The organism is Flavobacterium indicum GPTSA100-9 = DSM 17447 (assembly GCF_000455605.1).
GTDB classification, from domain to species: domain Bacteria; phylum Bacteroidota; class Bacteroidia; order Flavobacteriales; family Flavobacteriaceae; genus Flavobacterium; species Flavobacterium indicum.
Genome location: NC_017025.1, coordinates 638888 through 660563, shown reverse-complemented (window position 1 = coordinate 660563; position 21676 = coordinate 638888). Strand labels below are relative to the sequence as shown.

The 21676-nt window shown below is 32.5% G+C and carries 22 protein-coding genes; 4 read left to right on the top strand and 18 right to left on the bottom strand.

From position 1 onward, the window contains the following. Positions 1 to 7 precede the first annotated feature (7 nt). Genes fusA through rpsL form a run of 3 tightly spaced genes read right to left on the bottom strand, consistent with a single transcriptional unit; the run spans position 8 to position 3057 of the window. A complete protein-coding gene (gene fusA, locus KQS_RS02780) occupies positions 8 to 2152 on the bottom strand; it encodes an elongation factor G (protein ID WP_014387695.1) in 2145 nt (714 codons plus the stop codon). 11 nt (positions 2153 to 2163) lie between these two features. Further along, entirely contained in the window at positions 2164 to 2640 is a 477-nt protein-coding gene (gene rpsG, locus KQS_RS02775; RefSeq protein WP_014387694.1) for a 30S ribosomal protein S7, read from the bottom strand. A gap of 33 nt (positions 2641 to 2673) precedes the next feature. Beyond that, positions 2674 to 3057, bottom strand: coding sequence for a 30S ribosomal protein S12 (gene rpsL, locus KQS_RS02770; protein WP_014387693.1), 384 nt, complete (start codon positions 3055 to 3057; stop codon positions 2674 to 2676). Positions 3058 to 3283: 226 nt separating this feature from the next. On the opposite strand from rpsL, the gene KQS_RS02765 reads away from it, so the two are divergent. Together KQS_RS02765 and rlmB are read left to right on the top strand one after the other, a co-directional pair. Next, positions 3284 to 4942 carry a BamA/TamA family outer membrane protein gene (locus KQS_RS02765; RefSeq protein ID WP_014387692.1) on the top strand — a complete coding sequence of 553 codons (1659 nt, stop codon included), beginning with the start codon at positions 3284 to 3286 and terminating at the stop codon, positions 4940 to 4942. A 63-nt stretch (positions 4943 to 5005) separates the two neighbouring features. Beyond that, positions 5006 to 5740: a 23S rRNA (guanosine(2251)-2'-O)-methyltransferase RlmB gene (gene rlmB / locus KQS_RS02760; RefSeq protein ID WP_014387691.1), complete on the top strand. Its 735-nt coding sequence runs from the start codon at positions 5006 to 5008 to the stop codon at positions 5738 to 5740. A gap of 58 nt (positions 5741 to 5798) precedes the next feature. Here rlmB and KQS_RS14305 read toward each other — a convergent pair whose 3' ends face one another. Genes KQS_RS14305 through KQS_RS02750 form a run of 3 tightly spaced genes read right to left on the bottom strand, consistent with a single transcriptional unit; the run spans position 5799 to position 7347 of the window. Further along, positions 5799 to 5975, bottom strand: coding sequence for a hypothetical protein (locus KQS_RS14305; RefSeq protein WP_014387690.1), 177 nt, complete (start codon positions 5973 to 5975; stop codon positions 5799 to 5801). Beyond that, complete coding sequence (locus KQS_RS02755; protein WP_014387689.1) at positions 5968 to 6525, bottom strand: hypothetical protein; 558 nt, start codon at positions 6523 to 6525, stop codon at positions 5968 to 5970. Before KQS_RS02755 ends, KQS_RS14305 begins: the two co-directional genes overlap by 8 nt. 36 nt (positions 6526 to 6561) lie before the next feature. After that, entirely contained in the window at positions 6562 to 7347 is a 786-nt protein-coding gene (locus KQS_RS02750; RefSeq protein WP_014387688.1) for a rhomboid family intramembrane serine protease, read from the bottom strand. 108 nt (positions 7348 to 7455) lie between these two features. Here KQS_RS02750 and KQS_RS02745 point away from each other — a divergent pair, with 108 nt between their 5' ends. Beyond that, complete coding sequence (locus tag KQS_RS02745; RefSeq protein WP_014387687.1) at positions 7456 to 8733, top strand: replication-associated recombination protein A; 1278 nt, start codon at positions 7456 to 7458, stop codon at positions 8731 to 8733. Between the two features lie 14 nt (positions 8734 to 8747). Here the strand turns inward: KQS_RS02745 and KQS_RS02740 are convergent, their stop codons facing one another. From KQS_RS02740 to radC, 6 genes are all read right to left on the bottom strand, one after another. Beyond that, positions 8748 to 9449: a hypothetical protein gene (locus KQS_RS02740; protein WP_014387686.1), complete on the bottom strand. Its 702-nt coding sequence runs from the start codon at positions 9447 to 9449 to the stop codon at positions 8748 to 8750. 2 nt (positions 9450 to 9451) lie between these two features. Next, positions 9452 to 10135 (bottom strand): YjjG family noncanonical pyrimidine nucleotidase, encoded by a 684-nt coding sequence (locus KQS_RS02735; protein WP_014387685.1) that lies wholly within the window; start codon positions 10133 to 10135, stop codon positions 9452 to 9454. Positions 10136 to 10137: 2 nt separating this feature from the next. After that, a complete protein-coding gene (locus KQS_RS02730; protein WP_014387684.1) occupies positions 10138 to 10626 on the bottom strand; it encodes a hypothetical protein in 489 nt (162 codons plus the stop codon). After that, on the bottom strand, positions 10619 to 11917 hold the full coding sequence (locus KQS_RS02725; RefSeq protein WP_014387683.1) for an ABC transporter permease: 1299 nt from the start codon (positions 11915 to 11917) through the stop codon (positions 10619 to 10621). The genes KQS_RS02730 and KQS_RS02725 overlap by 8 nt, the downstream gene beginning before the upstream one ends. Continuing rightward, positions 11914 to 12543, bottom strand: coding sequence for an ABC transporter ATP-binding protein (locus KQS_RS02720; protein WP_014387682.1), 630 nt, complete (start codon positions 12541 to 12543; stop codon positions 11914 to 11916). The genes KQS_RS02725 and KQS_RS02720 overlap by 4 nt, the downstream gene beginning before the upstream one ends. 76 nt (positions 12544 to 12619) lie before the next feature. After that, complete coding sequence (radC, locus tag KQS_RS02715) at positions 12620 to 13303, bottom strand: RadC family protein (RefSeq protein ID WP_014387681.1); 684 nt, start codon at positions 13301 to 13303, stop codon at positions 12620 to 12622. Between the two features lie 89 nt (positions 13304 to 13392). On the opposite strand from radC, the gene KQS_RS02710 reads away from it, so the two are divergent. Then, positions 13393 to 14043, top strand: a complete 651-nt coding sequence (locus tag KQS_RS02710) for a DUF1287 domain-containing protein (protein ID WP_014387680.1) — start codon at positions 13393 to 13395, stop codon at positions 14041 to 14043. A gap of 65 nt (positions 14044 to 14108) precedes the next feature. On the opposite strand, the gene KQS_RS02705 is transcribed toward KQS_RS02710, so the two are convergent. From KQS_RS02705 to KQS_RS02680, 6 genes are all read right to left on the bottom strand, one after another. Then, a complete protein-coding gene (locus KQS_RS02705) occupies positions 14109 to 15464 on the bottom strand; it encodes a UDP-N-acetylmuramate--L-alanine ligase (protein ID WP_014387679.1) in 1356 nt (451 codons plus the stop codon). A gap of 40 nt (positions 15465 to 15504) precedes the next feature. Then, a complete protein-coding gene (locus KQS_RS02700; RefSeq protein WP_014387678.1) occupies positions 15505 to 16125 on the bottom strand; it encodes a tetratricopeptide repeat protein in 621 nt (206 codons plus the stop codon). 157 nt (positions 16126 to 16282) lie between these two features. Beyond that, positions 16283 to 18433 carry a S46 family peptidase gene (locus tag KQS_RS02695; protein ID WP_014387677.1) on the bottom strand — a complete coding sequence of 717 codons (2151 nt, stop codon included), beginning with the start codon at positions 18431 to 18433 and terminating at the stop codon, positions 16283 to 16285. 156 nt (positions 18434 to 18589) lie between these two features. After that, positions 18590 to 19591: a GTPase ObgE gene (obgE, locus tag KQS_RS02690; protein WP_014387676.1), complete on the bottom strand. Its 1002-nt coding sequence runs from the start codon at positions 19589 to 19591 to the stop codon at positions 18590 to 18592. 177 nt (positions 19592 to 19768) lie between these two features. After that, entirely contained in the window at positions 19769 to 21043 is a 1275-nt protein-coding gene (locus KQS_RS02685; RefSeq protein WP_084642271.1) for a hemolysin family protein, read from the bottom strand. 32 nt (positions 21044 to 21075) lie between these two features. Continuing rightward, positions 21076 to 21648 carry an adenylate kinase gene (locus KQS_RS02680; RefSeq protein ID WP_014387674.1) on the bottom strand — a complete coding sequence of 191 codons (573 nt, stop codon included), beginning with the start codon at positions 21646 to 21648 and terminating at the stop codon, positions 21076 to 21078. Between the last annotated feature and the right edge of the window lie 28 nt (positions 21649 to 21676).

Sequence of the window (21676 nt, the reverse complement as noted above, 5' to 3'; positions counted from 1 at the left end):
TTAAAAATTAAGCGTTACCTTTTGCTTTTTTAATTACCTCTTCTGAAATGTTAGAAGGTGTTTGCTCATAGTGAGAGAACTCCATTGTTGAAGTTGCACGACCTGAAGACAATGTTCTTAATGTAGTTACATAACCAAACATTTCTGATAAAGGTACGTGAGCTTTGATCACTTTAGATCCTGAACGGTCACCCATATCATTCACTTGTCCTCTTCTTCTATTTAAGTCACCTACGATATCACCCATATTTTCTTCTGGAGTGATCACTTCTAATTTCATGATAGGTTCTAAGATTACAGCTCCAGCAGCTTTAGCTACTTCTTTGTAACCTAATTTAGCAGCTAATTCGAAAGATAATGCATCCGAGTCAACTGGGTGGTAAGAACCATCTAATAAAGTAACTTTTAAACTATCAACTGCATAACCAGCTAAAGGACCAGATTTCATTGCTTCTTTGAATCCTTTTTCAACAGCAGGAATGTATTCTCTTGGTACGTTACCACCTTTTACTTCGTTAGCAAATTGTAACCCTACAAATCCTTCATCTGCTGGCTCTAAACGGAATACGATATCCCCAAATTTACCACGACCTCCAGATTGTTTCTTATATACTTCTCTGTGTTCTGCAGTTCTTGTGAAAGCTTCTTTGTACTCAACTTGTGGCTCCCCTTGGTTAACCTCAACTTTGAATTCACGTTTCATACGATCTACCAAGATATCTAAGTGTAACTCACCCATACCCGAGATGATTGTTTGACCTGAAGCCTCATCTGTTCTTACAGTAAACGTTGGATCTTCTTCAGCTAATTTTGCTAAAGCCATACCCATTTTATCTACGTCCGCTTTAGTTTTTGGCTCAATAGCTATACCAATTACTGGATCAGGGAATTTCATTGACTCAAGGATAATTGGGTGTTTTTCATCACACATAGTATCCCCAGTTTTAATATCTTTAAATCCAACTGCTGCACCAATATCTCCTGCCTCAATATATTCGATAGGATTTTGTTTATTCGCGTGCATTTGGTAGATACGAGAAATACGCTCTTTGTTTCCAGAACGAGTATTTAAGATGTAAGAACCTGCATCTAAACGACCAGAATAAGCACGGAAGAAAGCTAAACGACCAACATAAGGGTCAGTAGCAATTTTAAATGCTAAAGCAGCAAACGGCTCTTTTACATCTGGTTTACGTAAAATTTTCTTTTGATCTTCTTCTAATAAATCTGCATCATCAGGGTGAATACCTTCGATACCTTCTTTATCTAAAGGAGATGGTAAATATTTACAAACTGCATCTAACATGAACTGAACTCCTTTGTTTTTGAATGAAGATCCACATAACATTGGAATGATAGCCATATCAATTGTAGCAGCACGTAAAGCTGTATTGATTTCGTCTTCAGTAATTGAATTCTCATCCTCCATATATTTCTCAAGTAAATTTTCATCATAAGATGCAATTTCCTCGATTAATTGAGAACGGTATTGTTTTACTTCATCTAACATATCAGCTGGAATCTCAACGATGTCAAAAGTAGCTCCTTGCGTTTCATCATGCCATACAATAGCTTGATTTTTGATTAAGTCAACCACACCTTTGAAATCCATTTCCTCACCAATTGGTAATACAATTGGCACCGCATTAGATTTCAACATGTCTTTAACTTGCTGACAAACTGCTAAGAAGTTAGATCCTTGACGGTCCATCTTGTTAACAAATCCCATACGAGGAACTCTGTATTGGTCAGCCAATCTCCAGTTCGTTTCAGACTGTGGCTCAACTCCGTCTACTGCAGAGAATAAGAACACTAATCCGTCTAATACACGTAATGAACGGTTTACCTCTACAGTAAAGTCAACGTGTCCTGGAGTATCGATAATGTTAAAGTGGTATCCTTGAGTTTCAGGTAAATTTTTACCTTGCTCAGTTGGGAAGTTCCAAGTACAAGTTGTAGCAGCAGAAGTAATTGTAATACCTCTTTCTTGCTCTTGCGCCATCCAGTCCATTGTTGCAGCACCGTCGTGAACTTCACCGATTTTGTGTGACTTACCAGTGTAGTATAAAATACGCTCAGTAGTCGTAGTCTTACCAGCATCAATGTGAGCGGCAATACCAATATTTCTTGTAAATTTTAAATCTCTAGCCATTTCTTTATGAATTAAAATCTAAAGTGAGAGAATGCTTTGTTAGCCTCTGCCATTTTGTGAGTATCCATTCTTTTCTTCACAGCAGCACCTTCTTCTTTAGCAGCAGCTAAAATTTCTGAAGCTAATTTACCAGCTGTAGATTTCTCATTTCTTTTTCTTGCATAAAGAATCATCCATTTCATTGCCATAGAAATTTTTCTATCTGGACGAATTTGCATTGGAATTTGGAATGTAGCTCCACCTACACGGCGAGAACGTACTTCTACGTGAGGCATAACGTTAGTTAATGCATCTTTCCAAATTTCTAAAGCTGATTTCTCAGCATCTTGCTTTTTAGACTCAACGATATCTAATGCATCGTAGAATACTTTGAAAGCAACTGATTTTTTACCATCCCACATTAAGTTATTAACGAAACGTGTAACTAATTGATCATTAAATTTTGGATCTGGTAAAAGAGGTCTTTTTTTGGCCTGTCTTTTTCTCATTTCTTTTCTTTTTTAGTTTACGTTAAACATTAATTATTTTGCAGCAACTTTAGGACGTTTTGCACCATACTTAGATCTTCTTTGTGTACGGTCTTTAACTCCTGCTGTGTCTAACGCACCACGAACGATGTGGTATCTAACTCCTGGTAAATCTTTTACCCTTCCACCTCTAACTAATACTATCGAGTGCTCTTGTAAATTGTGTCCTTCACCCGGGATGTAAGCATTCACCTCATTACCATTTGTTAAACGTACCCTTGCAACTTTACGCATTGCAGAGTTTGGTTTTTTTGGCGTAGTAGTGTAAACACGCGTACAAACCCCTCTTCTTTGAGGACAAGAATCTAAAGCAGCCGATTTGCTCTTCTTAGTTATTTTGGCTCTTCCAGTTCTTACTAATTGTTGAATTGTTGGCATAATTACTAATAAATTAATACTTGTTTTAATTACCCTATTTTAGGGGATGCAAAATTAGAAATTATTTTTTACAATCCAAATGAAATTTAATTATTTTATTTTGAGGTAGTTAATTTGTTAATTTTTAACTCTTTTAGCCTAACTTTAAATTAACTCAACTCCCCTTAGAAACTATATATAACAACATTACGCAATTAAAAACCACAAAATACGTTATATTTACTGCATGAATTGGAAAGGGTTTATTTTTCTTTTTATTACTTCAATTAGTTGGAGTCAAAACTTTTATCTAAAAGTAGAAGGTTCTTCCTTAACTGAAACAAAAGTTTTAGACAGCATTGGCTATACTAAAAAGCACAGCAATGTTCAATCCATTATAGACGAAAATAAATCTTTAGGAAACAAAATAACTCAAGCTGGATTTTTAGCCTCGCAATTAGTAAAAAACGAAAAAACAAACGATTCAACATTTGTGTTTTACTATACCCTTGGAACGAAAACTCAAAATCTAATGATCAAAACCGATTTACTTTCTGAAGATATAAAATCTATTCTAGGAATAAGTGAAAATAAAACAGTTCTTATTTCAGAAACCGAATCGTTTTTAAACACACAATTGGCTATTTTGGAACGAAAAGGTTACGCCTTAGCTAAATTGCATTTAGAAAACTTTACTCAAGTAAACCAACAACTTCAGGCTTTTTTAATTGTTGATTTAAACAGTGTTCGAAAAATCAATTCGCTTGTTTTTAAAGGTTATGATAATTTCCCGAAAGGGGTAAAAAAAGTATACGAACGTAAATACAAACAAAAACCTTTTAATCAGGAATTGGTCAAAAACATCAATCGCGATTTCAATACTTTGCCATTTGTGAATCAAACGAAATATCCGGAAGTATTATTAACTAAAGATTCCACACAGATATATGTGTACCTAGAAAAAAGAAAAAACAACAGTTTTGATGGATTTATCGGTTTTGGAACTAATGAAGAAAAACAGAAACTCCAATTCAACGGCTATTTAGACTTGAATTTGTTTAACAATTTAAATTCGGGCGAACGCTTTAATTTATATTGGAAAAACGACGGCAACAAACAAAGCACCTTTAATGTCAATTTAGATTTGGCTTATGTTTTTAAATCACCTTTAGCTTTGAAAGGTAATTTAAAAATCTTTAAACAAGACACCATTTTTCAAAACAGCAGTTTCGATTTTGACTTAGGATATATGATTCGATACAACACAAAAATCTTTTTAGGAATTAAAGACAATACTTCAGAAGCCATTCAAAAAATTTCTGCTGCCTTAATAAAAGATTTAAAATCGACGTTTTATACCACAACTTTTGAACACCGAAGAACCAATTATGAAAACGACTTGTTTCCGGAACAGTTTTACATAGCAACTAAATTTGGATTAGGTAACCGAACGACTGGAGGTGAAAAAGCGAATCAGTTTTTTGGACAAATTCAAGCTTTACAACTTTTACCCTTGAACCCTAAAAACTACATTCATTTAAAATCGGATGTGTATTATTTACAAAGTCCGGATTATTACACCAACGAATTGTATCGCTTTGGAGGAATACAATCTATTAGAGGATTTAACGAAAACAGTTTACAAGGTAATATTTTTGGCGGTTTGTTTGCCGAATACCGATATGTGGTAGCCTCCAATTTATATTTACACACCATTACCGATTTTGGTTATTTCCAAGACAAAGCTAATACAACTTCTTCTAATTTATATGGTTTAGGATTTGGAATAGGTTTATTAAACAAAGGCGGAATATTTAATTTGGTATATGCTAATGGATCCTCAAGTGGCCAAGCCATTAAACTATCTAATTCTATTGTACAGGTAAGTTTTAAAACCACTTTTTAAACCTAGATTAAAAAACTTTACACTTTCAACTTCAAACATTAAACTTTACTTTATCTTTGCAGCATGAAGAACGACAATCAAATATTCGGAATTAGAGCCATAATTGAAGCTATTCAATCAGGAACAGTTATTGACAAAGTATTTATTCACAAAGAAGCACAAGGCGAATTGATGCGTGAATTAAACAAAGTGATTAAAGCTAAAAACATTAATTACAGTTATGTTCCGGTTGAAAAATTAAACCGAATGACTTCTATGAATCACCAAGGAGCAGTGGCTACTATCTCACCGATTGGTTTCATTGACTTAGAAGAATTGATTGAATCGACTTTGGCTAAAAAAGAAAATCCGTTGTTTTTAATTTTAGATCAATTGTCGGATGCTCGTAATTTTGGTGCGATAATTAGAACAGCAGAATGTACGGGGGTTGATGGCATCATCATTCAAAAACAAGGAAGTGCGCCAGTAAATGGCGATACGGTAAAAACTTCGGCTGGAGCCGTGTTTAATGTTCCTATTTGTAAAGTAGATCATATTAAAGACGCTATTTTTCATTTACAAGGCAGTGGAATTAAAACGGTTGCTGCTACTGAAAAAACAGACAACAACATTTATGACATTGACTTTTCTGCACCGGTTGCCATTATTATGGGAAATGAAGAACGAGGTGTGAATCCGTCTGTATTAAAGATTGTTGACGAAAAAGCCAAACTACCTATGTATGGAACCATAGAATCATTAAATGTTTCAGTGGCTTGCGGGGCTTTTTTATATGAAGCGGTAAGACAAAGGTTGTAGTTTAATGTTCAGCAACAAGTTAAGACATAGATATTTCAGAATTAAAACAAACTAAAACCTAATTCCTTTTTTTCTTTTTAAAATTTAATTTGAGCGCTTGTATTTCATTTTGTTTTTCATCTTCAGTAAGATTTGAACAAATTGTAATTGCTTGAATTTTTTCTTTTAATTCTTTTTCTAATACTTTTAGAAATTGAGCTTTTGCTTGTTTAGAAATAAAAACACTTTTATTCATTAAAAAAATCTGCTACTATTATTCTACAATTGTACTCGTTATTCTTTTGAACAAATTCTAAAATAGGTTTAATATCTTTAAAGATAGCTTTACCAATAGCATGATTATATAACAAAATGACCGTTTTTTTATTAGATACGACGAACTCCTCTCCAATTGAATTCTTATATGAATAATTTAATAACGGAATTTCATTTTTCTGATAACACTTTAAGGGATAAACAGCCTCATTTTGAAGTGAAAACAGCACCTGTTGACAACCATGTGAAGCATCTGAAATATTTTTAAACCAATATTTTGAATTTTCATTTTTAATTACTCCATAAAAATAGTAATATTTTTGCCTTGTTATTTGATATAGAAATTGATTTCTTTCTTTTTGATCATTAATTACTGGAAAATAAATTACGTTTGCATCAATGCCTTTTCTTTCAAAAAGTTTCAAATAATATTCTTTGGATTTACTTTCTTTATTAACCCCATTTGCTAATTCGACAATAGTTGAACAAGAAACATTAACTATAAAGAAAAAAACAAGAGCGTATTTCATTTTTAATTTCAAAAATATAAGAATTTATTTTATAAATCAATTTTTCCCGCCCAAAAATTCATAAATCACACGAATGGATGATGTGAAATATCCTTCAACTTCGGGTTTAGGTTCTTCAACAATTTCTGGTTTTGGCGGATTAATGAAATTTCCTTTTGCATCAAATTGTTTAAAAAAGGGCGCCTGACTTGGGTCGAAATCGGGATGTTCCCAATCGTAATATATTGGTTTTTCAAATTGTGGTGTTTTAAACATAATACTAAACAAAACACCAACTACAAAACCGGCAAAGTGCGCTTCCCATGAAATTCCTTCTTTTGCAACGTGTTCACTTGGAAACATAAACCACAAAATTCCGCCATATAAAATAACAATGGTAAGCGATAAAGCTACCAGACGGAAATATTTGGTCATAATTCCTTTAAAAAACATAAAACTTACCAAACAATAAATCAATCCACTTGCACCAATATGGTAACTGTTTCTACCCAATAACCACGTTCCTAGTCCAGAAAACAAAATCCCGAGTAACAATACATTCCAAAATTGCTTACGATAGAAATAACGCAACGCCATAATTAAGAAAAAAGCGGGAAACGTATTGTTGAGTAAATGTTTGAAATCACCGTGAATAAAAACATGAAAAGGTATCCCTCGCAATCCTTTTATTGTTTTAGGTAAAATTCCGAATTCATATAACTGTGGATACCATTTGAAATCAACATAAAAACCAATCCACATGAACAATACTAAAGCCAATGGAATACTTATCACTGATGGTGAAAAATAAAAATTTTTATCTATAGATGAATGTGTGTGCATTGTTAATTTATGTCAAAAGTAAAGCCAACTTTAGTTTTACGCTATTTTGTCAGATTTACGTTAGAACATAAAAATATTAAATACATTTGTAATAGAAAACCAAAAATCATGAATATCCCATTAGCAGAACGCATTCGTCCCAAAAACTTACAAGAATACATCAGTCAAACCCATTTGGTAGGTGAAAACGGTTCTTTAACGCAACAAATTGCCCGTGGTGTTATTCCTAGTTTAATACTTTGGGGACCTCCAGGCACTGGAAAAACGACTTTAGCTCAAATTATGGCTCAAGAAAGTAATCGTCCTTTCTATGAATTAAGTGCTATTAACAGTGGAGTAAAAGACATTCGTGAAGTTTTAGATAAAGCAAAAAATAGTGGTGGAATGTTCACTACAAAAAATCCCATTTTATTTATTGATGAAATTCACCGTTTTAGCAAATCACAACAAGATTCCTTATTAGCAGCAGTTGAAAAAGGCTGGATTACCTTAATTGGCGCTACTACTGAAAATCCGAGTTTTGAAGTCATACCCGCTTTATTGTCAAGATGTCAGGTTTATATTTTAAATGCGTTTACTAAAGAAGATTTAGAAGCTATTTTACATAGAGCAATTGCAACCGATGAAATTCTTAAAACTAAACATATCGACCTTCAAGAAACAGAAGCTTTACTTCGATTGTCGGGTGGAGATGGAAGAAAGTTGTTGAATGTTTTTGAATTAATTATAAATGCATCTGAAACGGACAATATTGTTATTACTAATGAAAAAGTAATGCAATTGGTTCAAAAAAACACGGTGTTATATGACAAAACTGGAGAACAACATTATGATATTGTTTCCGCTTTTATAAAATCTATTCGAGGTAGTGATCCAAACGGCGCGGTTTATTGGTTGGCTCGGATGATTGAAGGTGGTGAAGACGTAAAATTTATTGCCCGACGCATGTTAATATTAGCGAGTGAAGATATTGGAAATGCCAATCCAACTGCTTTGATTATGGCTAACAACACCTTTCAGGCAGTTACTACTATTGGTTATCCAGAGAGTAGAATAATCTTAAGCCAATGCGCCATTTACTTAGCCACTTCTGCTAAAAGCAATGCCAGCTATATGGCAATTGGTAAAGCACAACAAGTTGTAAAACAAACAGGAGATTTACCTGTTCCTTTACATTTGCGAAACGCGCCAACAAAATTAATGAAAGAATTGGGTTATGGTGAAGAGTATAAATACGCACATGATTACCCTAACAATTTTGCCAATCAAGAATTTCTTCCAGAAGATATAAGTGAAACTAAATTTTTTGAACCTGGGGAAAATGCTCGTGAAAAGGAATTGCGTCAGTTTTTAAAAAACCGTTGGAAAGATAAATACAACTATTAAAAAAAAGAGTTTGTTTAAAAAACAAACTCTTCATTAACTAATTTATCATTATCGTAATATTCAAGATACCATTTATTATCTTTTTTATAGAACACTCCTTTTTTACCAAACTTATCCGCAATAAAAACATCTTGAACAGATGTTCTGTAAATCTGCAACACTACCTTTGGAGTAGCGTCTAAAATTGCAAAACCGTTTTGTATTTCTAAAAACTTATATTTAACATTAATAGAATTTGAAGCTACAGTAGTTTCATTTTTTTTACTAATTTCAGTACTATTTTGTTCAGGTATTTTTTTAAGTGAACTTTTAGAAGCCATATATTTTTGAACTTCCGGAGCTAACATTTTTATAGTTTCAATATAACCTGTTTGAGAACTTTTATCTTTAGACTTCACTTCAATGCTTTCAAACAAAATTTTATTTTGACAATCTTTAAAAACAAATTTCAACTTAGTTGCAAAAACATTACTATTGTCAATTAAATCAGCTTTTAGAGCATTGCAACTGTTTTGTGCAATTTCAATTGGCAACTCTTCATCATCAAAATACACATCGAAATAAGACATTAATATCCCTTTAAACATATTATTTATATTATAAGAGTCTTTTTCGCTTTGAAAATTATATTGATGACTTATCAATATAGCTTGTTTTGTTTGTGCGGAAATAAAAACTGCAAAAAACAGCGTTAATATAGTAATTACTTTTTTCATTTTTAAAATATATTTTTTAATTCAATTAATTTTGAAATCTCTATAACTGATGAAACCGTTTCTATTTTTTCAGGATTAAAGTAAATAGCTTGCATTCCAAAATCTAATGCCCCAAGCACATCTGCTTCCCAACTATCTCCAATCATAATACTTTCTTCCTTTTTTGCGTTGGATTGGTTCAATGCAAATTCAAAAATGGATTGATGTGGCTTTTTACTCCCAGCCATTTCGGAATTTGTTATGGTGTGAAAATAAGCAATTAAGTTAGAATTAATCATTTTACTCTCTTGTACATGGGCAAATCCATTTGTTATAATATGCAAATTATATTTAGTATGCAAATAATCTAAAGTTTCAAGAGTACCTTCAATTAAATGATTATTTAATGGCAAATAGTGAATAAAGTCATCCGAAAATTGATGAATGACATTCTCTGAAAGCGAGTACTTTAATCGTGTAAAAGAATCATGTAACCTTCCAAAACGCAATTCTTGATGTGAAATTTTATTCACTTGGTATAATTTCCAATACTCTTGATTGATCGGATTGTATACATTCATAAAATCCTCAATAGGAATTGGAATTTGATTTTCTTCAAAAATTCGTTCAAAAGCTAAAGCTGAATTTTTTTCAAAATCCCAAAGCGTATGATCTAAATCAAAAAAAATATGCTTAATATTTTTCAAAACTATCTTCCCGCTACAATTTCTACTTGTTCCATATTATAAATCCAATTTTCCACATCGGTTTCATTATATTTAAAAGTTCCTTTAACAGTCAAGTAGGTATCTGTTTTTAATTTAGGTGTTGCTCCTTTAAATTTCAATCCTACGATTGTTTCTGGACCTGATTTTCCACAAAAAAAACAAGCGGCAAACACATTTTTACTTAAGGCATAATTCTTATTGTCAATAGGAACTATAAAACCACTAATAACGACTTGCTTACTTTGCAATTTTTTCAACTTTGTATTTACTAATGGGAACTCAACTTCGCCATAAGAAGCATGCTTTTTTCTCACGTATTTGATTTCGCCTAATAATTTCCAAGTTAAAGTATCTGCAGCTACCACAGTTTTAGTAATTGAAGTACTAGTTTTAACTTCTGCTTTATTTTGAAAACTGAATAAAAATACGCCTACAATTAAGGCCATTACAAATTTTAATGAATTATGCATTTGATAGTGTTTTTGAAATATTTAATGTATATGCTTTAACGGCAGGAATCAATGCAGCCACAAAACCAACTAAAAGAGTCAATCCGAAAAGCACACCTTCTTTTTCCCAAATAATTTCCATTGGATTAAACCCTAATTTAAAATCGGATTCTGATGCTTTTGACAACCAAACCAATCCTAATCTACCTAAAATTGTGCCAAAGAAGTAACCCACAATACATAAAAGCATACTTTCTGATAGTACCACAAATAATAACTGTAAACGGTGTGCTCCATTAACGCGCATTAAAGCAAATTCAGCTTTTCTTTCTTTTAAAGTGTTAAATAGTGCTATAAAAATTGAAATTCCAGAAATCAACATGATTCCGAATGCTAAATAACTTAAGGCATTTAATCCTACGCCAAACAACTCAAACAATCGATTCATTTGATACGTTGGTAAAGCTGCTTGCATTTTAGTATTTTGAGCAATCAATCTTGGCCAAACAAAAACCCCCATTTTATTTCTAAATTCAACTAAAACCGAGGTAATTTCCATACCTGGTTCATCTATTGTTAAATCAGTTTCTTCATGTTGATGATTACAAGCCTCTGTATGCACATGTTGGTGTTCATCACCTTCTTCATGCACATGTCCTTCTTCACCATGAGCTGGATTTTCAACACTAGTATTTTCTTCAAGATGATGCATTTGCCATACTGAAGGAATATTCGATAAAATTAAATTATCAATTACTTTTCCCGTTGGTTTAGTTATTCCTACAACGACATATTCTCCATGTTCATGTACTTCACCTTCTGCAGCACTACCATGAGTACCTTTGAATTTATCCCCAATTTTTAAATTTAACTTAGTTGCAACTTCTGCCCCAACTACTACTTCGAAATTTTTTTCAAACGATTTACCAGTTGCAAATTTAGCTTGGAACTTATCTAAATAATCTGTAGTTGTTCCAACAATTTTGTAACCAAGATAATTGTCTCCAAACGCCAAAGGAATAGCTTTTTTCACATAGGGATGACGCATCCAAACCTTAGCAGAATCATAACTAATATTACCAGTTGGGTCATCTACTTGATATACTGAAGACAAAACCAATTGCAAAGGACTACCTTGTGCACCCAGTACAACATCAACTCCGTCTAAATTACTTTGGTATTTTTCTTCAAATTGTTTTTCAACTAAAATTAAAACTGTAATAATCGCTACACTGGCTGTAAGTAATAAAATACTCAATATGGTATTTAATGGTTTAAACCAAATGTTTTTCCATGCTAATTTTCCAATCATACCATTGTTATTTGGTTAGTAAATCGTTGTTTAATTCTTGAATCATGTGTTACTATTATTAATGCTGCATGGTATTCTTTGGAAAGTGATTCCAGCAAATTAATTACTTTTTCAGCATTACTATCATCTAAACTAGACGTTGGCTCATCTGCTAATAACACTTTGGGTTCATTCATTAAGGCACGAGCAATAGAGACACGTTGTTGTTGTCCAATACTTAATTGAGAGGGCAACTTATTAGCCTGTTCTACTATATCTAATTTCGCTAACAAATCTTTTGCCCGTTTTGAATGTTTTTTTCCTGTTGCTAACCAACTTGCCATTTCTAAATTTTCTAAAACCGTTAAAGCAGCAATGAAATGTGATTTTTGAAAAACTACTCCAATATGTTTTCCTCTATAGTTATCTCCTTTACTTTCAGATAAACCAACAATATTTTTCCCATCAATTATAATTTCTCCGGAATTTGGTTTTAACAAACCTGCCAAAATATGCAGATATGTAGTTTTCCCTTTCCCTGAATTACCCGTTACCAAAATAGTATTACCTGCCTGACAAAAGATATCAGGCATATGAAACACTTGATCTTTTTGATAGGAGAAAGTGATGTTTTTTGTACTAATCATAGTCTATTTTTCATTGGAGTTGCAAGATACTAAAACGAAACAAAATAATTCTTAAAAGAAATTTAAAATTAAGCTATTAAAAAATGCCTTCGTCTTGAAAACTCAAATATCCATGCTCAGTAATGATAACATGATCAAGAATTTGAACATCTACTGTAGCTCCTGCACTTTTTAACTTTTGCGTAATTAGTTTATCTGGTTCACTTGCTTGTAGTTTACCTGAAGGATGATTATGACACAAAATAGCTGCAACGGCATGGTACTCAATAGCAGTTTTTAAAACCAACCGCGTATCTACAACGGTACCTGTTAACCCACCTTTACTAACTTGTGTTTTATGAACAATTTTATTTGAATTATTAAGATAAAGCACCCAAAATTCTTCATGAGGCAATTCACCAATTATGGGCTGCATAATTTCAAATACCGCTTTACTAGATGTGATTTGTTTTAATTGAGTTGACTCCACTGCCCTTCTTCTTCTTCCCAATTCAAGCGCTGCTACAATCGACAGCGCTTTAGCTTCCCCTATTCCCTTAAATTGCATTAATTGAGTTACAGATAATTTTCCTAACTGGTTGAGATTATTATCAACTGATTTTAATATACGTTGACACAATTGAACAGCACTTTCATTTCGAGAACCAGATCCAATGAGAATAGCAAGTAATTCGGAATCAGACAAGGCTACTTTGCCTTTAAGAAGTAATTTTTCACGTGGGCGATCGTCTTCGGCCCACTGATTAATTGGCGTGTACATAACTATTTTTTTTGGCGTTTAATAATTCAAAAATAAAAAATATTTACAAAACTACATACTAATACTACAATTTATTTCGTTATTTAAACATGAACAAAATACTAATCCTAGTCTTAACGGAACTTCTATTTACACTTTCTTATCAAAAAGAAAGCACAACTCCTTTTCAAAATATTTTTCAAGATCCTAGTATTGAGAAACTTAAAAATCCGAAAACTATTCAAGAAAAATTATCCAATGCTGCACTTTCCATAATTGATCCAGAGGTGGTATATACTCCCGATTATGTTTGTATAAAATATCCTAACGGAGATGTACCTGCTAAAACAGGCGTGTGTACAGATGTAGTTATTCGTGCTTATCGAAAACTTGGCATTGATTTACAGAAAGAAGTACACGAAGATATGAAAGCTCATTTTGAATCATATCCGAATTTAAAAAAATGGGGATTAAAAACAACCGATACCAATATTGATCATCGACGTGTTCCGAATTTAGAAGTCTTTTTTGAAAGAAAAGGAAAAAAAATACAAGTATCTAATAATGCCAATGATTACAAAACAGGTGAACTAGTTACTTGGATAATTGGAGACAAGCTACCCCATATTGGTATTATTACGCACATTAAATCAAAAGATGGAAAACGCCCAATGATTGTTCACAATGTGGGAAATGGGCAAGTTTTAGAAGATTGTTTGTTTAGTTGGAAAATTGTGGGACATTATAAATACGGCAATTAGACAATTAGTCAATATACCAATTAAATCTAGAGTAAAATTGACACATTGTCTAATTGCCATATTGACTAATTGATTAATTCTTTCACTTCATCAAAATTCAACCCTCCATAATTTCCAGAACTCATTAATAACAAGGCTGAATTATCTAAATTTTGGTTGAATAAAAAGTTTTTAAATTCGATTGGATTGGTGTAAATTATTAAATCTTCTCTTTGGAACGATTGAGCAATTTGGTCATAAGTTACTTCTTCCAAACGTTTAATTTTTACTGCATCGGGTGAATAAAAAACAACAGCTACATCGGCTGCATCTAATGCCCCTTGATATTCTTTTAAGAACTCGGCATTTAAACTGCTATAGGTATGCAATTCTAAACAAGCAATTAACTTCCTATCCGGATATTGTGCTTTCACCGCTTTTGTAGTAGCTGAAACTTTACTTGGCGAATGCGCAAAATCTTTATAAGCAACTTTATTACTAGATTCAGCAATTTTTTCTAATCGTTTACTTGCGCCTTTAAAACTAGCAATAGCTTCATAAAATTCGGCTTCATCTACACCCATACACTGACACACCCATTTAGCACCTGCTAAATTACTTAGGTTATGTGCACCGAACACTTCAATTGGCATAGGTCCATCAGGAGTGTCTAACAAAGTAGTTCCTTGAGCAACTTCATAAGAGGGTGTATGATATGGAATTTTTCGAATGGGATTTTCACTTCTTTCAGCGACCAATTTCACATTAGCATCTTCTTCGTTGTAAATTAAAATACCTCCATTAGTAATTTTATTGACAAAAATATCGAATTGTTCTACATAGTTATCGAAGGTTGGAAATACATTAATGTGATCCCAAGCTATACCTGAAATTAAAGCAATATTAGGTTGGTACAAATGGAATTTTGGTCGTAAATCTATTGGAGAAGTTAAATACTCATCCCCTTCTAACACAATAAAATCATTTGTTTCAGTTAAATGCACCATAGTATCGAAACCTTCTAACTGAGCTCCCACCATATAATCCACTTCTATAGCATGGTAATGCATTACGTGCAAAATCATAGAAGTTATAGTTGTTTTACCATGCGAACCACCAATTACAACACGAGTCTTGTTTTTAGATTGTTCGTATAAAAATTCAGGATAAGAATAAATTTTCAGTCCTAATTCTTGAGCTTTTAACAATTCTGGATTATCTGCTTTTGCATGCATACCTAAAATTACAGCTTCAATATCTGAAGTGATTTTTTCTGGAAACCATCCTTCAACATCTGGTAACAAACCATGCTTTTGCAATCTCGATTTTGATGGCTCAAATATGGCATCATCACTTCCTGTTACTTGATATCCTTTATGATGCAGCGCTAAAGCTAAATTATGCATAGCGGCACCACCAATTGCTATAAAATGTGTTCTCATCTTGTAATTTCTATAATCCGTAAATATTTATTTATGGAAGTTATTTTGTATACTCTTCTTTTAATTGTTGTGCTTTGACTTTATCTTTTAATTTATTTAAATATAAATCATATAATTTTTCAAAAGTAGTTTTTGAATTCCCTAATCTGTGAGCAGCTACATATAAAGGTTCGGCTTTTTTATATCTTTTAAAATATATTTCGATATATCCATGAGCCAAATAACCGTCTATTCTTGAAATCAACAAAAGTTCATCTGCATACTTTTTTGCTTTAGCTTCGCTTCCTCCAATAATTGCTGGTAATTCTAAATACAACATCACCAAAGCCCATCTGGCATCAATATGTTTTTTATCCAATTTTGCGGCAGTTAAAAAGGCTTCTTCAATATCATCAATCATACCTAATGCTTTCATTTTATTTACATTTTTTGCCTTCATACCTAATGCACCACCATATTTGTATTGAAAATCGGCATTCGTTGGAACTTTTTTCTTCAATTTTTCATAATAGTAAATAGCCTCATCCCATTTTTTTTGATAACCAGCAATATCACCTAAATACTCTAGTGCTTTTAAATCATTTGGATTAGCTTTTAAATGCGCTTCAAATAAAGATTTTGACTCATTAAATTTTTTATCATTAAAAAGTTTAATAGCCATATCAAGGTTACTTTGGCAATATGATGCAACCGAAAAAAATATAAAAAAAAGTAATATGCGCATGATCTAAATTTGATTTCAAAAGTACACAAATATAAACTAAAGAAAAAACCCTCTAAGAAAACTTAGAGGGTTTTAAAGATTTTTTACGAATTAACTATTTAACAATTGTCATTTCATCAACAATATGTTTAGCTCCTGAGAAATTCTCAATCACCCATAATACGTAACGAATATCAACGTTTATTGTTCTTTGTAATTTTTTATCAAAGATTACGTCACCAGCCATAGCTTCAATGTTTCCATCAAATGCTAAACCAATTAGCTCACCTTTACCATTTAATACTGGAGAACCTGAATTACCACCAGTAATATCATTATCTGTTAAGAAACAAACGTGTAAAGAACCGTCTTTATCTGCATAACGACCAAATTCTTTCTTAGCGTTCATTTCTAATACTTTAGTAGGCAAATCAAATTCTAAATCTCCTTTTTTGTATTTTTTAACCTGACCCGCTAAAGTAGTATAGTTGTTAATTGTTGCATCATTTCGTTTATCTGCCGGTAAAGATCTTACTTTTCCGTATGTTAAACGTAATGTAGAGTTTGCATCTGGATATTTAATTTCACCAATTTTTGACTCACGTAATCCTTGAACTAATTTTCTATATGCCGCACCAAAATCATTTTGAGCTTTAGCAATTTCATCTGATTTTGAATTAAAGTGTGTTAACAAGTCATTAGATAAAACATTTAATGGATCATTTGCTAACATCGTTTCACTCGGTAAATCTAAGAATGCTCTGATTCTATCTTTTGAAGTGAAAATACTTAAATCAAATAAGGCATTCACATATTTAGTAAAATCGCCATTATTCTCTTTTGCTAATTTATCAACTGAAGGCGCAATAGCATATCCTGTTGATTTTGAGGCGTATAATTTTAATTGAGCCGCTAAGATATCTTTTTCAGCTGGTAGGTATAATTCTTTATACATTTCATCTACCATTTCTAAGATTCCTGGAGCCATTTGTGCTCTCTTCGTTGCGTCTGCTTTAGCATATGCTTCTAATTGTCTTCCTAATGAACGGCTAATTGTTCCAAAAGCTGAAGTTCTAAATAATTGTTGTAAATAATTATCATGACGTGACTTTTCATTAGTCAACTTATAATAGTTATTGATTGTTGCTACAACATTACCATATTTTTCTTTGTTTTCTGGTTTATTTGCCCATTTATCAAATTTTGCTTCTTGAGCTGCTTTAGCTTTTGCTGTTTGGAATTTAGTTAAAGCATCAATCATACCTTGACGGTTTTTCCAGTAATTAGCTACTCCTGCAAATTTTGAAGCATAAATTAAGTTTAAAGCATCAGATTGAACCATGTATTTTTTCATTTGGTCCATTCCCGTTTTAGATCCTTCTACCCAAGCTGGATAAGCAAATTTCACGTTTTGCTCAATTCCACCAGCTGGCATCCATCGATTTGTTCTACCTGGATACCCTAAAATCATAGCGAAATCATTTTCTTTTACTCCACCTAAGTTAACTGGTAAGTGATGTTTCGGTTTTAAAGGCACATTGTTTGGAGAATATTCTGCTGGATTTCCATTTGCGTCTGCATAGATTCTGAACATAGAGAAATCGGCAGTATGACGTGGCCATTCCCAGTTGTCAGTATCACCACCAAATTTACCTAAACTTTCAGGAGGTGTTCCTACTAAACGAACATCTTTATAATCTTGGTAAACAAAATAGTAAAATTCATTACCTTGGAAAAACGAACGAACTGAAACAGTATATTTACCTCCTTCGTTATTTTCTTTTTCAATTTTAGCAATTTCAGCATTGATTGCTTTTTCTCTTTCAGCTTCAGTCATTTTATCATTAACAACAGCCAAAATTCTTTTAGAACAATCGTCCATTCTAACGAAGAAACGAACAAATAAACTAGAAGGTTTTAATTCCTCTGTTCTATTTTTTGCCCAAAATCCATTCTTTAAGTGGTTTTTTTCAGCTGTAGACAATTCAGCAATTGCATCATATCCACAGTGGTGATTGGTTAACACTAAACCATCTTTAGAAATTAATTCTGCAGTACAACCGCCATTAAACTGCACAATTGCATCTTTTAAACTGTGGTGGTTAATGCTGTAAATCTCTTCAGCCGTTAACTGAAGCCCCATTTTTTGCATATCTCTGTGGTTCAATCTTTCAATGAACATTAAGAACCACATCCCTTCATCTGCCTTTACTGTTGCTGGTAGCAAAGTAATTGCTGCGATTAAGGATACAATAAATTTTTTCATAATATAACTAGTAATTTTGTTTTAATGATGCGAATATAATTCAAAAAATACGATTTCTTCAAAAAACACAGCTGGAATTATACTTGAAAAATAATTTTTAACGTTTGCTTATTCATTTAACAAAAAAAAAGCACCTAAAAAAGGTGCTTTTAATTTTTATTGATTTAACATTTTCCACAATTTATCTTTCAATTGTTGTAAGTTCTGTTGGGAAATAGATGAAATCATCATGTATTCCATTCCTTTAAAATCTTGATCCAACTGGTCTTTCATTTCTGCTTGCAATTCGTCATCTAACATATCGCATTTTGAAATCACAATTAATCGATCTTTATCTAACATTTCAGGATTATACCTTCTCAGCTCGTCAATTAAAATATCGTATTCTTTTTTAATATCTTCAGTATCGGCAGGAATTAAAAACAACAATGTTGAATTCCTTTCAATATGACGCAAAAAATAATGTCCTAAACCTTTGCCTTCTGCTGCACCTTCAATAATTCCAGGAATATCCGCTATAACAAAAGATTGAAAATCACGATACGCTACAATGCCCAAATTTGGTTTTAAGGTTGTAAAAGGATAGTCGGCAATTTTTGGTTTCGCTGATGTTAAGACCGATAATAAAGTTGACTTACCCGCATTAGGAAATCCAACCAAACCAACATCGGCCAACACTTTTAATTCTAATATAATATCTACTTCTTCTCCAGATAACCCAGGTTGAGCATATCGAGGAGTTTGATTAGTTGCACTTCTAAAATGCCAGTTTCCTAATCCTCCTTTTCCGCCTTTAGCCAGTATTTTGGTTTCATCGTGTTCGGTAATTTCGAACAAAACCTCACCTGTTTCTTTATCTTTAACAACGGTACCTAGTGGCACTTCGATAAATTTATCTTCGCCATCAGCACCAGTACTACGGCTACTTCCACCATCACCTCCATGACCAGCTTTGACATGACGCAAAAATTTCAAGTGAAATAACGTCCAAAGATTTTTATTTCCTTTTAAAATTACGTGACCTCCACGACCACCGTCACCTCCATCTGGCCCACCTTTTTCAATAAATTTTTCTCTATGTAAATGAGAAGAACCTTTCCCTCCTTTACCAGAAGCAGCATATATTTTTACGTAATCTACAAAGTTCCCTTCAGTCATTTTACTTAAAAAGTTTAAAGTTTGAAGTCCGATTTTTTAAATTTCACAACTTCAACTTAGGTTATTATTTTTTATTCAGCTGGCAAAGATACAATTTTTAAGCTATCTATAAAAGAAAGAACAGCTTAGAATGGTAAACCATTCTAAGCTGTCTTTAATATTTAATTGTAAACGTACTTACTCTTTAATAGCTGAAACCAAAACTTTATCAATCTTCACACCGTCCATATCAATCACTTCGAATTCTAATTTATTCCAGATTAACTTTTCTCCTTGTTTTGGGATATCGCCTAATTCTGTTAAAATTAACCCGCTAACAGTTGTTACTTCATAATCATTTAACAAATCATCCAAATCAAAATACGTTAAGAAATCATGCAATGAGTAATGTCCGTCAACCAACCAAGTTCCATCTTCACGCGCTACAAGCTGAAATTCTTCATCATAAAAATCAGCAGCATCTCCCACTAAAGCTTCCAAAATATCATTTAAGGTAATAATTCCTTGGAACATCCCGTGTTCATCTGTAACTAAAGCATAATGTACTTTTGATTTTTTAAAATTCTCTAATGCTTTGTAAGCTGATGTATTTTCTATGAAATAAACCGGATCTTGTTTTATTTCAACTAAATTAAAATCGCCTTTTTCAAGATTAGCAAATAAATCCTTCAACAAAACTACCCCAACAACTTCATCTAAATTTTCATTACATAAAGGATATATTGAGTGTAATTCTCCCAATACTTTTTCTTTTATTTCATCAAAAGTATCATCGAGAGATAAATATACTACCCCTTTTCTGTGGGTCATTAACGAATTTACTTTTCGGTCTCCAATATGAAACACACGTTCCACAATATCTTGTTCAATTTCTTGAACTTCACCTACTTCAGTACCTTCTTTGATGATGGCTTTAATTTCTTCTTCGGTTACTTTCCCATCAGCGGTAGGTTTAATTTTTAATACATCTAAAATTAAATCCGTTGAAGCAGTTAATAACCAAACAAAGGGTGCCGTTACTGTTGATACAATTCTCATAGGAACCGCAACTGCTTTTGCAATACCTTCTGGATAATTCAACCCTATTCGTTTAGGCAACAATTCACCTAAAACTAAGGAAAAGAAAGTCAAAGTAACAACCACAACACCTACAGCAATTGAATGTGCGTAAGGTTGAGTAATTTCATATCCCTCAAAAAACAACTTTACATCTTCTGTAACTTTATCTCCTGAGTAAATACCCGTTAAAATCCCAATCAACGTGATACCAATCTGTACCGTTGACAAAAATTTATTAGGTGAATTGGCTAAATCTAAAGCCGTTTTTGCACTCGTATTGCCTTTTTTGGCAGCGGTTTCTAACCTGTTCTTTCTTGCCGATATGAGTGCAATTTCTGACATGGAAAACAATCCATTTAACAGTATCAGCAAGAAGATTATGACTATTTCCAATCTTTAAAAAAATTAATTAAAAACGAAGATAATTATAATTTATCAATTATTAAACTTAATCTTTCAGTAATTTCTTCAATCGCACCAATACCATTAACAGCATGATATTTGTTTTGCGCCTTATAAAATTCAATTAATGGTGCTGTTTTTTCGTTATATTCTTGGTATCTGTTTCTAATTTTTTCTTCATCTTGATCATCCGGACGTCCTGACGTTTTACCTCTTTCCAACAAACGTTGTACTAAAATTTCATCATCAGCATCTAAAGCGATAGTTGCTGTAACAGCTTGTCCTTTAGAAACTAAAAAAGCATCTAACGCTTCTGCCTGCGCAATAGTTCTTGGGAAGCCATCAAATAAAAATCCAGCTGAATTGGGATTTTTTTCCACTTCACTTTGTAACATTTGAATCGTTACAGAATCTGGCACTAAATCACCTTTATCCATATAAGTTTTTGCCAATTGACCTAATTCTGTTTCATTCTTGATATTAAATCTAAAAATGTCACCAGTAGATAAATGTGTTAAATTATATTTTTCTTTTAAAAATTCTGCTTGAGTACCTTTTCCTGCTCCTGGTTTCCCAAATAAAACGATGTTAATCATTGTGTTTTGTTGTAAGTTATAAAGTTAA